The sequence below is a fragment of the Kitasatospora sp. NPDC101176 genome (genome assembly GCF_044768035.1).
Taxonomy (GTDB): Bacteria; Actinomycetota; Actinomycetes; order Streptomycetales; family Streptomycetaceae; genus Kitasatospora.
In genome coordinates, this window is the sequence record NZ_JBIWPA010000009.1 from 226,106 (window position 1) to 240,070 (window position 13,965).

General features: G+C 72.1%; 15 protein-coding genes. 11 read left to right on the plus strand and 4 right to left on the minus strand.

Annotated elements, in window-relative coordinates; translation table 11 throughout:
* Positions 1-7 precede the first annotated feature (7 nt).
* The 3 genes from ACIRS1_RS16400 to ACIRS1_RS16410 all read right to left on the minus strand — a co-directional run bounded on the left by ACIRS1_RS16400 (position 8) and on the right by ACIRS1_RS16410 (position 1,113).
* Positions 8-277 carry a chaplin gene (locus ACIRS1_RS16400; protein ID WP_360219180.1) on the minus strand — a complete coding sequence of 90 codons (270 nt, stop codon included), beginning with the start codon at positions 275-277 and terminating at the stop codon, positions 8-10.
* Positions 278-384: 107 nt separating this feature from the next.
* Entirely contained in the window at positions 385-627 is a 243-nt protein-coding gene (locus tag ACIRS1_RS16405; RefSeq protein WP_360219177.1) for a chaplin, read from the minus strand.
* 231 nt (positions 628-858) lie between these two features.
* The gene (locus ACIRS1_RS16410; RefSeq protein WP_360219174.1) at positions 859-1,113 is read right to left on the minus strand and encodes a chaplin; all 255 of its coding nucleotides are present in this window, start codon (positions 1,111-1,113) and stop codon (positions 859-861) included.
* Positions 1,114-1,352: 239 nt separating this feature from the next.
* Between ACIRS1_RS16410 and ACIRS1_RS16415 the strand changes: the two genes are divergently transcribed.
* From ACIRS1_RS16415 to ACIRS1_RS16430, 4 genes are all read left to right on the plus strand, one after another.
* On the plus strand, positions 1,353-1,592 hold the full coding sequence (locus tag ACIRS1_RS16415) for a chaplin (protein WP_360219171.1): 240 nt from the start codon (positions 1,353-1,355) through the stop codon (positions 1,590-1,592).
* A 251-nt stretch (positions 1,593-1,843) separates the two neighbouring features.
* A complete protein-coding gene (locus tag ACIRS1_RS16420) occupies positions 1,844-3,520 on the plus strand; it encodes an RICIN domain-containing protein (RefSeq protein ID WP_402840030.1) in 1,677 nt (558 codons plus the stop codon).
* 215 nt (positions 3,521-3,735) lie between these two features.
* Complete coding sequence (locus ACIRS1_RS16425; RefSeq protein ID WP_360219165.1) at positions 3,736-5,016, plus strand: glycosyltransferase family 39 protein; 1,281 nt, start codon at positions 3,736-3,738, stop codon at positions 5,014-5,016.
* 62 nt (positions 5,017-5,078) lie between these two features.
* Complete coding sequence (locus ACIRS1_RS16430; RefSeq protein WP_402840033.1) at positions 5,079-5,567, plus strand: MarR family winged helix-turn-helix transcriptional regulator; 489 nt, start codon at positions 5,079-5,081, stop codon at positions 5,565-5,567.
* Between the two features lie 98 nt (positions 5,568-5,665).
* Here ACIRS1_RS16430 and ACIRS1_RS16435 read toward each other — a convergent pair whose 3' ends face one another.
* Entirely contained in the window at positions 5,666-6,148 is a 483-nt protein-coding gene (locus ACIRS1_RS16435) for a hypothetical protein (protein WP_078881187.1), read from the minus strand.
* Between the two features lie 438 nt (positions 6,149-6,586).
* Here ACIRS1_RS16435 and hemL point away from each other — a divergent pair, with 438 nt between their 5' ends.
* From hemL to ACIRS1_RS16470, 7 genes are all read left to right on the plus strand, one after another.
* Entirely contained in the window at positions 6,587-7,915 is a 1,329-nt protein-coding gene (gene hemL / locus ACIRS1_RS16440; protein ID WP_402840036.1) for a glutamate-1-semialdehyde 2,1-aminomutase, read from the plus strand.
* Between the two features lie 236 nt (positions 7,916-8,151).
* Positions 8,152-8,802, plus strand: a complete 651-nt coding sequence (locus tag ACIRS1_RS16445) for a histidine phosphatase family protein (RefSeq protein ID WP_360219192.1) — start codon at positions 8,152-8,154, stop codon at positions 8,800-8,802.
* Positions 8,803-8,987: 185 nt separating this feature from the next.
* Positions 8,988-9,605 carry a TlpA family protein disulfide reductase gene (locus ACIRS1_RS16450; RefSeq protein ID WP_402840038.1) on the plus strand — a complete coding sequence of 206 codons (618 nt, stop codon included), beginning with the start codon at positions 8,988-8,990 and terminating at the stop codon, positions 9,603-9,605.
* A complete protein-coding gene (locus tag ACIRS1_RS16455) occupies positions 9,602-10,390 on the plus strand; it encodes a cytochrome c biogenesis protein CcdA (RefSeq protein ID WP_360219153.1) in 789 nt (262 codons plus the stop codon). Before ACIRS1_RS16450 ends, ACIRS1_RS16455 begins: the two co-directional genes overlap by 4 nt.
* Positions 10,391-10,392: 2 nt before the next feature.
* Positions 10,393-12,159: a cytochrome c biogenesis protein ResB gene (locus ACIRS1_RS16460; RefSeq protein ID WP_360219150.1), complete on the plus strand. Its 1,767-nt coding sequence runs from the start codon at positions 10,393-10,395 to the stop codon at positions 12,157-12,159.
* Between the two features lie 3 nt (positions 12,160-12,162).
* Positions 12,163-13,293, plus strand: coding sequence for a c-type cytochrome biogenesis protein CcsB (gene ccsB / locus ACIRS1_RS16465; RefSeq protein ID WP_360219147.1), 1,131 nt, complete (start codon positions 12,163-12,165; stop codon positions 13,291-13,293).
* Positions 13,294-13,433: 140 nt separating this feature from the next.
* Positions 13,434-13,820: a hypothetical protein gene (locus ACIRS1_RS16470; protein WP_360219144.1), complete on the plus strand. Its 387-nt coding sequence runs from the start codon at positions 13,434-13,436 to the stop codon at positions 13,818-13,820.
* Positions 13,821-13,965 lie beyond the last annotated feature (145 nt).

Consider the following 13,965-nt stretch of genomic DNA (forward strand, 5'->3'; position numbering starts at 1 on the left):
TCGGTGATCAGCAGTCGTCCGCGTGCTGCGGGTGCATCTCGGCGTTGGCGCAGCTGTTGCCGAAGGCCGGGTTCAGGGCGCCGATGACGTTGATGCTGTTGCCGCACAGGTTGACCGGGATGTGCACCGGGATCTGGATCTGGTTGCCGGAGGCGACACCGGGGGAACCGGCGGCCACGCCCTCGGCGCCCGAGCTCGCGGCGGCGGAGCCGGCCGCGCCCAGCACCAGGCCGGCGGCGGCGGCGGAGAGGACGGCGGCCTTCTTCACGTTCTGCATGGGGGTTGATCTCCTCGATCACACACGGGTGGAGCGTGCCGCGCCCCGGCGCTCCGGGGCGCGGCACGGTCGGTGAATCAGCAGTCGCCGCTGCGGCGACCGCGGGTTCAGCCGATGTTGGCGCAGGAGTTGCCGAACGCCGGGTTCAGGATGCTGATGACGCCGATGCTGTTGCCGCAGACGTTGACGGGGATGTGCACCGGGATCTGGATCTGGTTGCCGGAGAGCACGCCCGGGGAGCCGGCGGCGACGCCCTCGGCACCGGAGCTGGCGAACGCGCCGCCGGCCGCACCGAGGACCAGGCCGGTCGCGGCCAGGGAGAGGGCGGCGGCCTTCTTGAGGTTACGCATGTTCTTTCCTCCGTTTTCTGCCCGACGGATGCGAAATGTCGGGAGCCGGGCGAGCGGGAATACTCACCCGATGGCTTCTGGGATTGCCGTGATTGTCACTCCGACGGCGCACACCGGCGTGTTTCGCCCGTGGCGCGGGCGCACGCAGCCGTCGCGTCGTTTCCGGCTCCCCGCGGACGGTTCCCGCACGGCCGGGAACGGTTCGGAGGGGGAGCGACCAGGAATTCCCGGTCAGGCGTTGAGGCAGTGGTTGCCGAACGCCGGGTTCAGGAGGCCCACCACGTCGATCGAGTTGCCGCAGAGGTTCACCGGGACGTCGACGGGAACCATCAGCAGCTCGTTGCCCGAGACCACGCCGGCGGAGCCGGCCGCGGCACCCTCGGCGGACGCGCCGTGCAGGTGGTGTGCGGACGCGGCGCCTGCGCCGGCGGCGAGCAGGGCGGCGGTGGCCGCGGTGCCGACGACGCCGTGGGCGAGCTTGCGCATGGGCGGTACTCGATTCGTTGTGTAGGACCGGATGGAGCGTGTTCCGCCAGGGAGAACGAGGGAGGGGGCCGGGGGAAACGGTCCGGTCGGCGGATCACCCGTGATCACCCGAATGCCGGTCGCCGTGCCCGTTGGGCCACACGGGTGACAGTGCGCGCACCGTCGCAACCGCTCCGGACGGGTGTCGTTCTAGATGTCGCACTCCCCGTGCATCTCTGTTGAACAGTCAGGAGGCTCGTATGAGCATCAAGAAGACCGCCGCCGTCGGCGCGGCCGTGGTGGGCATCGTGGCCGCCGGCGCCGGCACCGCGATGGCCAGCTCCGGCGCCGAGGGCGTCGCCGCCGGTTCCCCCGGTGTCATCTCGGGCAACCAGGTCCAGGTTCCGGTGCACGTTCCGGTCAACCTCTGCGGCAACACCATCGACATCGTCGGCCTGCTGAACCCGGCGTTCGGGAACCACTGCGCCAACGTGGGCTGATCCCGCACCCGGTTCGGCCGGGGTGTGAGCCGCCGCTCCGCGCTTCCCTCCTGGGGTGCGGAGCGGCGGCTTTCGTCGTGCCCGCCTCCCCGCGGACGCCACGCGGGCCGACGGGGCCTCAGGTTCCGCCGCTGTCACGAGCCTTGTTGCACTACTTGTCAGTACCTAGAATGTGAGACCTGCTCACCTTTCTTGCCCCGCGCCGCTCGGCGCCCCTCCGGGCGGCCCCCCACCCCCGCAAGGAGTCGCGTGTGATCAGGTCCCGACTGTCAGCGGCGCGGCGCCCACGGAAGCCGGCGCGCCGCTCCCCCTACGGCGCACTGCTGGCCACCGGCGCCCTCGTCGCCTCCCTGGGCCTGGCTGGCGCGCCGGCCGCCCTCGCCGACCCGGCCCCGCAGGCCGGTGCCACCCGCCCGGCCGCGATCGTCGCCCTCGGCGACAGCGCCATCTCGGGGGAGGGCGCCGGCACCGACACCGGCGACGGCTACTTCCCCGAGACCGACAGCCCCACCAACTACTGCCACCGGCACCCCAAGTCGGAGATCTTCGTCACCGACATCCCCGGGGTCACCCCGATCGACCTCGCCTGCTCCGGCGCCCAGACCGGCGACCTGGTCAGCGACCCCGAGCTGGCCAAGGTCACCGGCTCCGGCAGCGGGGACTTCGGCGAGCCGAAACAGGACGTCCGACTCGCCGACGTGGCCGGGAAGTACGACGTCAAGATGGTCGTCGTCACCATCGGCGCCAACGACGACTTCGACTTCAGCGGGATCATGATGCACTGCCTCGCGCAGTACTTCCCGATCCCCAAGGACCAGGGCTGCCGGGACACCATCGGCAGCGCCGAGATCGTCCAGCGCGCCAAGCGGGTCCAGCCCAAGGTCGTGGCCGCGCTGCAGAACGTCCGGCAGACCATGCGCCGGGCGGGCTACCCGGACACCTCGTACCAGCTGGTCTACCAGTCGTACTTCAACCCGATCACCCCGGACATCCGGCGCAACGACTACCTCGGCAAGATCGCCGACGGCTGCCCGGCCTTCCCCGAGGACCTCGCCTGGGGCCACAACTGGGTGGTGCCGACCTTCAGCGACGCGCTGCGCGGCGCCGCCGAGCAGGTGCCGGGCGTGCGCTACCTCGACCAGCGCAGGGTCGCCTTCGGGCACGAGGTCTGCGCGGAGTGGACGAGCTCCCCGTACGAGTACTCCAACGGGGACGTCATCAACCTCTCCGAGTGGGCGCGCAACGGGTGCGACTCGCAGATCGGCATCCCGGGCCTGTGCATGAACATGGTCCGGCAGTCGTACCACCTGCGGGTCGCCGGCTACCGGGGCGAGGGCGTCTGCCTCGGCCAGTTCTTCGCCGAGCCCGACCTGGCGCAGGCCTACTGCACGCTCGATCCGAAGAACACCACCTCGATCCGGCCGCTCACCCCCGGCAAGCCGTTCGGCGACGCCCCCGAGGACGGCTCCTGGTACCAGCTCACCAACGCGGGCAACGGGAACGTGCTCGACCTCAGCGGCGGCGGCACCTACGGCGACTCCACCAACGGCCGGGCCGCCATCACCTATCCGGCCGGCGGCGGGCTGAACCAGTCCTTCGTGCTGGAGGCCAAGGCCGGCGGCAGCTTCGAGCTCGACTTCAGCGGCAACCGGGACATGTGCCTGGACGCCAACGCCGCCTCCACCGCCCCCGGCACCCGCATCCAGCAGTGGCGCTGCAACGGCGGCGGCAACCAGCGCTGGGTCCTGGTGCCCGCCGGCGACGGCCGCTACAAGATCGCCGACTCCCAGGACCGCGGCAAGGTGGTCGCGCCCGGCAGCACGCTCGACGCCAAGGGCAACCCGCTCGTCGAGCTCACCGCCGACACGGGCGCCCCGAACCAGCTCTGGCAGCTCACCAAGCTCGGCATCGTCTACCTCCCGAGCTGACCCTCCGCACCCGACGCCCCGCCACCGCCCGGATCCGGTGCGGCGGCGGGGCGTCGGCACGCGGGTCCGTCGCCGGTGAGGGCGGGGCGGCGCCACGGGGTTCCGGGCGGGCGGCTGGGAGCCGGGCGCTCGGGGGCGTGCCGTAGGCTCACCTGAAAAATCGCTGCGCCGTAGCCGCGCGGACCCACGAGCGGGGCGGGGAGTACCGAGAGCAGATGAGCACGGCATCGAGCACCGAGTCGTCCAGCAAGGAGCCCGGTGCGCCCGCGGCACCGGACGTGGAGCGTTCCGAGGAGTCGTCGGGCCGGGTGCCCGGGCGGTTCGGGGCGCTGGTGGACCGCTTCGCACCCGCGCTCGGCGCGTACGCGGTGGTCAAGGCCGTCGGCCTGACCGTCTTCATGGTGCTGCTGTCGCACACCGGGGACTTCCTGAAGAAGGACCCGGGCCGCGGCGGCGGGGCCCAGCCGTGGGACGTGCTGGGCACCTGGGACGGCGTCTGGTACCAGCGGATCGCGGAGAACGGGTACGACCCGCAGCTGATCCCGCTGCACGGCTGGCCGCTGGCCACCTACTACGAGAACTCGGCGGCCTTCTTCCCGCTGTACCCGTGGCTGATGCGGCTGGTCGGCGCGGTGACCGGGCTGGGGCCGTACGGCTCGGGGATAGCGGTCTCGGTGCTGGCCTCGCTGGTCGCGGCGGCCGGGATCTTCGCGGTCGCGGAGCGGCTCGGCGGGTTCCGGGCGGGTGTGATCGCCGCGGTGATCTGGGGCCTGTTCCCGGGCTCGGGCGTGGAGTGGGCGGTCTACTCGGACTCGCTGTTCGTCGCGCTGTCCGCCTGGGCCTGCTACTGCGTGATGACCCGCCGCTGGGTCGCGGCCGGCCTGCTGGCCCTGGTGGCGGGCCTCAACCGGCCGACGGCGGCGGCGCTGATCGCGGCGGTGTCGATCGCGGCCCTGGTGGCGCTGGTGCGGCGCACCGACGGCGTGGGCCGGCCGCTGTTCGCGATGCTGGTCACCCCGTGGGGCCTGCTCGGCTACGTGGTCTGGGTCGGGTACCGGATGGGCGACTGGGGCGGCTACTTCAAGCTGCAGCGCGGCGCCTGGAACCGCTACTTCGACGGTGGTGCGTCCACGGTCCGCACGGTCATGGACGTGATCACCGGGCACTGGGACTTCTGGCAGTCCAATCCCGTTCCGGACCTGATCGCGATCGCCCTGCTGATCGCGCTGCCCGGTCTGCTGGTGCTGCTCCGGCGGACCCGCCCGCCGCTGGTGCTGGTGGTCTACACGGCGCTGACCATCATCACCGCGCTGAGCAGCAACCAGATCTTCGGCAACATCTCGCGCTACCTGCTGCCGGCGTTCCCGCTGTTCATCGGTCTGGCGGTGGCGCTGCGCCGGGTGCGGACCTCCTCGCTGGTCGGGCTGTTCGCGATGCCGGTGGTGGCGGCGGGCTGGTACGCGGGCTATGCGCTGTTCGAGTTGGGTATCCCGTAGACCCGCGTTGGTTGGCAACGGGATCATCCGGGAGCGGACGGGCCGTTGCTAACCTCGGACGTATGACGACGACCCCGCCCGTGCGCCAGATCCGAGACATCTCCGGCCTGCTGGACCACGCGAGCCACGTGCTGGCGACCCGGATGGCGGCCGCCTTCACGGAGCTCGGCATCACGCCGCGCGCGTACTGCGTGCTCTTCCACGCGCAGGAGTCCGAACGCACCCAGATCCAGCTGGCCGAGCTGGCGGACCTGGACAAGACCACCATGGTGGTCACCGTGGACGAGCTGGAGAAGCTGGGGCTGGCCGAGCGCCGCCCGTCCGCGACGGACCGGCGGGCCCGGATCATCTCGGTCACCGAGGCGGGCGGGCGCGCCGTCGAGCAGGGCACCGCGATCGCCGACCGGGTGCACCGGGAGCTGCTGGAGTCGCTGCCGCAGCCCGAGCAGGAGGTGTTCGTGCGGGCGCTGACGCACCTGGTGGGCGGGCACCTGGCGGAGCCGGTGGAGAGCGAACGGACGGTGCGCCGCGCGCGGCGCGCCCGGGGCTGAGCCCTGCCCGGGGGCCGCGGGGAGGGCTGACCGGGCGTCAACCGACCTCGCCCCGGCCCGCGTCGAGCGGCCGGGGCGGCGGAGCTGTCAGATGAACCCTAGGGCCAGACCAGGCAGTACAGCTGGTGCCCCGCCTCGTGCAGGCGGTTGGCGAAGTCCTGCCACTCGTGCAGCATGCTGTAGATCACGAAGGCGTCGCGCGGTCCGCGCCGGTCGGGGACGGTGGACCAGATGAAGGCGGCGGCGCCGAGCTCGGTCTCGTCGGCCTTGCGCAGCGGCTCGACGACGTTGTGCGGGAGCTGGACGACGGCGTAGTCGGGGTGCAGCACGACCAGCTCCAGCGGCGGCACCTGGTGCAGCGGGACGCCCTGGATGCCGGTGAGCACCATGGCGCTCATGGTCTCCGGCTTGATCTTGGTGGAGAGGTGGCCGTTGGGGGAGCCGCTGGTCTCCATCAGGTCGCCCAGGCGCCCGAGCGAGCCGAGCTCGCCCGCGTCCAGACCGAGCCCCCCGGGGCCGAGGGCGGTGGGGACTCTGGCGGCGGTGGCGCGGTCCGGTGCGCCGAAGTACTTGTACGTCACCCCCACGTGTCCCTCACCCCGCCTCTCGCCACCGCGACGACCACGACCCGTACCCGCTCCCGTACCCCCGCGTGCGGCTTCGGCAGGCCTGCGGGAGCCCCCCGCGGCCTCGTCGTAGCCGTCCTGCGCCTCGGACACTCGGACCATCCTCACCGGAATTCGCCGGAATCGACAGACCCCCGCACGCCCGGCGTCCCACCGGACGTGCTCCTTACCCGTCATGCGCCGCCGTACCCACTCGCGGTACGCGGCAGTCCTCTCCACACCCCTGCACACAACCGGAGCGCCTGCGCACCCCGAGTGCACAGTCTGACCGGTCCGCGCTCCGGAGCGGTCAGGGCCCCTGCTGTACGGACAACCGTACAGACAACGGTGCCCGGATCATCGTTCCAGATGATCGGGTCCGACATGCAGAGCTCAAGGACACGATTTGAGACCATGTCTCCCGTGAGCTACCCCTACGAAGCCCCCCAGTCCCAGTCGCTGTTCGACCGCGCCTCCGTGGTGACGCCCGGCGGCGTCAACTCCCCGGTGCGCGCCTTCCGCGCCGTCGGCGGCACGCCGCGCTTCATGGTGTCCGGCACCGGCCCCTACCTCACCGACGCCGACGGCCGCGAGTACGTCGACCTGGTGTGCTCCTGGGGCCCGATGATCCTCGGCCACGCGCACCCCGCCGTGATCGACGCCGTCCAGCGGGCGGTCTCCCACGGCACCTCCTTCGGCACGCCCGGCCAGGGCGAGGTCGAGCTGGCGGAGGAGATCGTCGCCCGGGTCGCCCCGGTCGAGCAGGTCCGCCTGGTCTCCTCCGGCACCGAGGCCACCATGTCCGCGATCCGGCTGGCCCGCGGCTTCACCGGCCGGGCGAAGGTCGTGAAGTTCGCCGGTTGTTACCACGGTCACGTGGACGCGCTGCTGGCCGCGGCCGGTTCCGGGGTGGCCACCTTCGGTCTGCCGGACACCCCGGGCGTCACCGGCGCCCAGGCCGGCGACACCATCGTGCTGCCCTACAACGACCTGGCCGCCGTCGAGCAGGCGTTCGCCGCCCACCCGGGCGAGATCGCCTGCGTGATCACCGAGGCCTCGCCCGGCAACATGGGCGTCGTCCCGCCGCTGCCCGGCTTCAACGCGGGCCTGGCCCGGCTCTGCGCGGCGAACGGCGCGCTGTTCGTCTCCGACGAGGTGATGACCGGCTTCCGCGTCTCCAAGGCCGGCTGGTACGGCCTGGAGGCGGCCGGCGAGGGCTGGGCGCCGGACCTGCTGACCTTCGGCAAGGTCATGGGCGGCGGCTTCCCCGCCGCGGCCTTCGGCGGCCGCGCCGACGTGATGGCCCACCTGGCCCCGGCCGGCCCGGTCTACCAGGCGGGCACCCTGTCCGGGAACCCGGTCGCCACCGCGGCGGGCCTGGCCCAGCTGCGCGGCTGCACCGACGAGGTGTACACGACGGTGGACCGGGTCGCCGCCGAGGTCTCCGGGCTGGTGACGGAGGCGCTCACCAAGGAGGGCGTGGTGCACCGGCTGCAGACCGCCGGGAACATGTTCTCGGTGTTCTTCACCGACGCCGCCGTCACGAACTACGACGAGGCGAAGACCCAGGAGGCGTACCGTTTCACCGCCTTCTTCCACGCGATGCTCGCCGAGGGCGTCTACCTGCCGCCGTCCGCCTTCGAGTCCTGGTTCGTCTCGGCGGCCCACGACGAGCGCGCCCTCGAGCGGATCGCCGCGGCCCTGCCCGCCGCCGCCCGCGCGGCCGCCGCTGCCACGGCCTAGGGCGTGTCTTTCGGATCACGCCAGGCGGTCGCCGCCGGGGCGCGCACCTCGCCGGCTTCTCGTCAGTCGCCGATGCTCCGCATGGACTCCCTCCTCGGCGCCGCCGATGCACGCACCCCAACGACGCCCGCTGATCCGACGTGATCCGAAAGACCCGCCCTGGCCACGCCCCAGTTCACCCCGATCCCCAGGAGTACCGAGAAGTGAGCGCCGAAGAGATCACCGTCGTCCACGTGATGCGGCACGGTGAGGTGCACAACCCGGAGGGCGTCCTGTACGGCCGCCTGCCGGACTACCACCTGTCCGAACTGGGCCGGCGGATGGCCGACCGGGTGGCCGAGGACCTGGCCGGCCGGGACATCACCCACGTGGTGGCCTCCCCGCTGGAGCGGGCCCAGGAGACCGCCGAGCCGATCGCGAAGGCGCACGGCCTGGAGGTCGCGGCGGACGCGCGGCTGATCGAGGCGGAGAACGTCTTCGAGGGCAAGACCTTCGGGGTGGGCGACGGCTCACTGCGCAACCCGGGCTACTGGAAGTACCTCACCAACCCGTTCAAGCCCTCCTGGGGCGAGCCCTACCTCGACCAGGTGGTGCGGATGATGGGCGCGCTCGGCGCCGCCCGGGACGCCGCGCGCGGGCACGAGGCGGTCTGCGTCAGCCACCAGCTGCCGATCTGGATCCTCCGCTCCTTCGTCGAGCGCCGCCGGCTCTGGCACGACCCGCGCAACCGGCAGTGCTCGCTGGCCTCGCTGACCAGCTTCACCTTCGAGGGCGACAGGATCGTCTCGGTCGGCTACCGCGAGCCGGCCCGCGACCTGCTGCCCGCGCACCTGGTGGGCAAGGGCCGCAAGGGCGACAAGCCGGTCGGCAAGAGCTTCGGCGCCTGAGCGGGCCCGGGCCCCTCGCGCCCTGCCCACGCCCCGCACGGACGGCGCGTAAGCGGTGCGTAAGTATGGGGTCGGACCGCCCGGCGCACGCCGGGCGGTCCGGTCCAGTCGCAGGTCAGGAGGGGTGCGACGCGCAAGGCAGGACCCCCCCGAACCCTCCCGGGACTCCATGCGAAACTTTTCACATGTCTGCCATGGCGCGCCCCCGTCCCCGTGTCGCCGCAGCCGCCGCCGCCACCGCCGCCGCCGCTGCGCTCGCCCTCACCGGCTGCTCCTCCGCGGGCTCGTCCAGCAGCGGTGAGAGCCAGCTGGGCTTCGTCACCGTCAAGGGCACCAACGTCTCCAAGGCCGAGGCCGGCCACCGCCAGGAGGCTCCGGACATCTCCGGCGAGACGCTGGACGGCGCCCAGGTGAAGCTCTCCGACTACCGGGGCAAGGTCGTGGTGCTGAACGTCTGGGGCTCCTGGTGCGGGCCGTGCCGGGGCGAGGCGGACGACCTGCAGCGGGTCTCGGAGAAGTACAAGGACCAGGGCGTCCAGTTCCTCGGCGTCAACACCCGGGACACCGAGAAGGCCAACGCCGTCCGGTTCGAGCAGGAGAAGGGCGTCACCTACCCGAGCATCTTCGACCCGGCCGGCACCCAGCTGCTGAAGTTCCCCAAGGGCAGCCTGAACCCGCAGTCCATCCCGACCACCCTCATCGTCGACCGCGACGGCAAGCTGGCGGCCCGGGCCGTCGGCGGCACGGTGGAGGACGCGCTGGAGTCGATCCTGCAGCCGGTGGTCGCGGAGCAGAAGCAGTGAGTGCCGCGCTCCAGCTGGCCGGCGCGCACCTGGCCGACACCACCACGACCGTCCAGAGCGGGGCGCTGCTGGTGGCCGCCCCGGTCGCGCTGGCGGCCGGGCTGGCGTCGTTCTTCTCGCCCTGCGTGCTGCCGCTGGTGCCCGGCTACCTCTCGTACGTGACCGGGTTCTCCGCCGCCGACCTCGCGGACGCCCGCGGCTCGCGGCGCGGCCGGATGCTGCTCGGCGTGGTGCTGTTCATCCTGGGCTTCACCGCGGTGTTCGTCTCCACCGGGGCGCTCTTCGGCTACTTCGGCCAGGAGCTGCAGGACTACAAGCGGACGATCAGCATCGTGCTGGGCTCGCTCACCGTGGTGATGGGCCTGGCCTTCATGGGCCTGGTGCCCGGGCTGAGCATGCGCGAGGTCCGCTCGCACCGCCGCCCGGCGGTCGGCCTGCTCGGCGCGCCGATGCTCGGCGTGGTCTTCGGCGTCGGCTGGACCCCGTGCATGGGCCCGACCCTCACCGCGGTGCAGAACCTCGCGCTCAACCAGGCCGACGCGCAGCGTGGCGCGCTGCTCACCACCTTCTACTGCCTCGGGCTGGGCGTACCGTTCATCCTGGCCGCCGTCGCCTTCCGCCGGGCGCTGGGCGCCTTCGGGTGGGTCAAACGGCACTACCCGCTCGTCATGCGGATCGGCGGCGGCATGCTCGTCGCGGTCGGTCTGCTGCTCGTCACCGGTGTCTGGGACTCGATGATGAGCGAACTGCAGACCTGGACCGCCGACTTCCGGATCGGAATCTGACCGTGAGCAACACCACGACCGAGACCGAGCCGCCCCAGGCTCCGGACGACGCGGCCGCCGAGCGGCTCAGCACCGCGCCGGTCGAGTCCGACGGACCGGCCGGCATGGGGGCGTTCGGCTGGGCGCGCTGGATGTGGCGCCAGCTGACCTCGATGCGGGTCGCCCTGATCCTGCTCTTCCTGCTCTCGCTGGCCGCCATCCCCGGCTCGCTGATCCCGCAGTACCAGAACGGCCAGGGCCAGCTGAAGGTCGAGGCCTGGAAGGCGCAGCACGCCACCGTCGCGCCCGTCTACGAGAAGCTCCAGCTGTTCGACGTCTACAGCTCGGTCTGGTTCTCGGCGATCTACATCCTGCTGTTCGTCTCGCTGGCCGGCTGCATCGTCCCGCGCACCTGGCAGTTCGTCGGCGTGCTGCGGGCCCAGCCGCCGGCCGCGCCGCGCAACCTGACCCGGATGCCGGTGCACGCGGCCTGGCGCACCGCGGCCGACCCCGACGCGGTGAACGCCGCCGCCCACCGGCTGCTGCGCAAGCGCGGCTTCCGCGCCAACCTGGCCGGCGGCTCGGTGGCCGCCGAGAAGGGCTACCTGCGCGAGGTCGGCAATCTGCTCTTCCACATGTCGCTGTTCGCCCTGCTCGGCGGTTTCGCCTGGGCCAGCCTGGCCTCCGGCACCGGCGGCAAGCTGATGGTCGAGGGCGAGGGGTACTCCAACACGATCACCCAGCTCGACGACTTCAACGGCACCCGCTTCTACGGCAACGAGGACCTCGACCCCTTCTATCTGAAGCTGGACGGCTTCACCGCCAAGTTCCAGGACAAGGGCGACCAGATCGGCGCCGCCCGGCAGTTCACCGCGAACGTCGAGTACTCGACGGGCAGCGACGCGTCGAAGCGCAGCAAGGGCACCATCGAGGTCAACCACCCGCTGGAGATCGGCGGCAGCAAGGTCTTCCTGATCGGGCACGGCTACGCGCCCGTCATCACCGTCCGCAACGGCAAGGGCGAGGTCGTCTACCAGGGCGCCACGCCGTTCCTCCCGCAGGACGGCAACCTCACCTCCACCGGTGTCGTCAAGGTCTCGGACTACGGCACCGGGCCCGACGGCAGCAGGACCCAGCTGGGCTTCTCCGGCTTCTTCCTGCCGACCGCCCCGCTGAGCTTCGAGGGCACCGGGCCGGTGTCCCTGTTCCCCGGCGACGCGGCCCCCGAGCTGGTGCTGAACGCCTTCGCCGGCGACCTCGGCACCGACTCCGGCCTGCCGCAGAACATCTACCAGCTGAACACCCGCAAGCTGACCCAGCTGACGCAGGACGACCAGCCCGCCAAGGCCCGGCTCAAGCCCGGCCAGGCCTGGGAGCTGCCGAACGGCTACGGCAGCGTCACCTTCGACGGCTACAAGCAGTGGGCCAGCTTCAACGTCTCGCACCGCCCGGGCAACTCGATCGCCCTGGCCGGTGCGGTGCTGGCGATCCTCGGTCTGATCGGCTCGCTGTTCGTGCAGCGCCGCCGGATCTGGGTCCGGGCGGTCGCCCTGCCCGGCGGCGGCACCCAGGTGGAGCTGGCCGGACTGGCCCGCAGCGAGTCGGCGAAGATCGCCGAGGAGCTGGCCGAACTCGCGGTGGACCTCCAGGACGACGCCCCGGCGTCGGAGGACGAGGACGGCACCGCACCCGGGGAGCCGGGTCCCGGAGGCCCGGGACCGGAGACCGCCACGGCCCCGGAAGCACCCCCGCAACCCGCAGCCCCTGCCGACCAGAACTCCAAGGAGTAGACGGTGCATCTCGCCTCGGGGGTCGACCCACAGCTGGCCGACCTCTCCAACAAGCTGATCTATTCGGCCATGGTGGTCTACACGCTCGCCATGTTCGCCCACATGATCGAGTGGACCTTCGGCAGCAAGGGCGCCGTCGCCGTCCGCTCGACGGAGCAGTCGGGCAGCCTGGCCGAGACCGTCGCCGCGGCGGACGCCAAGGGCACGAAGAAGGTGACCGTCACCGTCGCCAAGGCCGGCGGCGGCACCGCCACGCTCACCCGCACCGCCGTGGCGGGCGCGGGCGCGACGGTGGTCACCAGCGGGCGCGGCGCGGACGAGGAGGACGGCCCGGGCGCGGCCGGCACCAGCGACCGGGCCGACCTGGCCGGCCGGATCGCGGTCTCGCTGACCGTCCTCGGCGCGCTGCTGCACGCGGGCGGCATCGTCACCCGCGGCCTGTCGGTGTCCCGCTGGCCGTGGGGCAACATGTACGAGTTCTCCTGCGCCTTCGCCTTCGCCATGACGGCGGCGTACCTGGTGCTGCTGGCCGCGCGGAAGAACGTCCGCTGGCTGGGCCTGCCGGTCGTCCTCGCCGGGCTGCTGACGCTCGGCATCGCCACCACGGTGCTGTACACGGACTCCGAGCAGCTCGTCCCGGCGCTGCACTCGCCGTGGCTGGCGATCCACGTCTCCACCGCGATCTTCTGCGGCGGCGCCTTCTACGCGGCGTTCATCGCCACGCTGCTGTACCTCGGCAAGGACGCCTTCGACAAGCGGATGGCGGCCGGCCTGACCAGCGGCCCGCTGGGCACCCCGGCGTCGGTCTGGCGCCGCCTGCCGGCCGCGTCGACCTTCGACAAGCTGTCCTACCGGATCAACGCCCTGGTCTTCCCGCTGTGGACGTTCACCATCATCGCGGGTGCGATCTGGGCCGAGGCGGCCTGGGGCAAGTACTGGGAGTGGGACCCGAAGGAGACCTGGTCGTTCATCACCTGGGTCGCCTACGCCTGCTACCTGCACGCCCGGGCGACGGCCGGCTGGAAGGGCCGCAAGGCGGCCTACCTGGCGCTGGCGGCCTTCGCCTGCTGGCTCTTCAACTACTACGGCGTGAACATCTTCGTCACCGGCAAGCACTCGTACGCGGGGATCTGACCGGGGCACAGTCACCCACCGGCCCGGCTCTCCGCAGAAGGTGGCCGGGCCGAGGTGCGACAGGGGTAGTTCGTGCCGGCCGTCGGTGCCGGCACGGGGAGGAACGAGGAGGAAATCGCGCAATGGAGTGCGACGAGGTCATGCTGACCGTCCGAATCACCGCCGCCGAGCGCATGCTGCTCCGCCGGCTCGCCCAGGGACACCGCAGCGACGTGTCCGAGGTGGTGGCCGACGGCCTGCTGGACATCATCCCCGTGCTCAGCGCGCCGGGGGACGCCTACCGGCTGCTGGGGGCCCTCGCCACGCCGGCGCCGTGTGCGCTGACGGTCTGGCTGCCGACCCCGCTGGCCGACCTGCTGGTGCCCGGCGCGGCGCGGATCGCGCAGGTCACCGAGGTCCGGATCGATTCGGCCAGCGCGGCGCTGGGCGCGGCGCTGCGGCTCTGGCTGGCCCAGGACCCGGTCCGGCTGGCGGCCAACCTGAGCGTGATGCACGCCGGGCGGCCGTCGGCCCTGGTCGCCGCCTGACCGGCCGCCGGCGCGCGGGGCGCCGGCCGGGGCCGGACGGGCCCTAGCCGCAATGCCAGTGACTTTGGCGCTGTCGTCTCGTTGATTGGGGTATGGCGAGGGTGGGGCAGGTCAAGTCGTCTGCGGGTGAGCGGATATCGGACCG

What these genes read in the sequence shown, in the direction of transcription:
- ACIRS1_RS16400 (WP_360219180.1), bottom strand. Translation starts at nt 277, where the DNA reads ATGCAGAACGTGAAGAAGGCCGCCGTCCTCTCCGCCGCCGCCGCCGGC.
- ACIRS1_RS16405 (WP_360219177.1), bottom strand. Translation starts at nt 627, where the DNA reads ATGCGTAACCTCAAGAAGGCCGCCGCCCTCTCCCTGGCCGCGACCGGC.
- ACIRS1_RS16410 (WP_360219174.1), bottom strand. Translation starts at nt 1,113, where the DNA reads ATGCGCAAGCTCGCCCACGGCGTCGTCGGCACCGCGGCCACCGCCGCC.
- ACIRS1_RS16415 (WP_360219171.1), top strand. Translation starts at nt 1,353, where the DNA reads ATGAGCATCAAGAAGACCGCCGCCGTCGGCGCGGCCGTGGTGGGCATC.
- ACIRS1_RS16425 (WP_360219165.1), top strand. Translation starts at nt 3,736, where the DNA reads ATGAGCACGGCATCGAGCACCGAGTCGTCCAGCAAGGAGCCCGGTGCG.
- ACIRS1_RS16430 (WP_402840033.1), top strand. Translation starts at nt 5,079, where the DNA reads ATGACGACGACCCCGCCCGTGCGCCAGATCCGAGACATCTCCGGCCTG.
- hemL (WP_402840036.1), top strand. Translation starts at nt 6,587, where the DNA reads ATGTCTCCCGTGAGCTACCCCTACGAAGCCCCCCAGTCCCAGTCGCTG.
- ACIRS1_RS16445 (WP_360219192.1), top strand. Translation starts at nt 8,152, where the DNA reads ATGCGGCACGGTGAGGTGCACAACCCGGAGGGCGTCCTGTACGGCCGC.
- ACIRS1_RS16450 (WP_402840038.1), top strand. Translation starts at nt 8,988, where the DNA reads ATGTCTGCCATGGCGCGCCCCCGTCCCCGTGTCGCCGCAGCCGCCGCC.
- ACIRS1_RS16470 (WP_360219144.1), top strand. Translation starts at nt 13,434, where the DNA reads ATGCTGACCGTCCGAATCACCGCCGCCGAGCGCATGCTGCTCCGCCGG.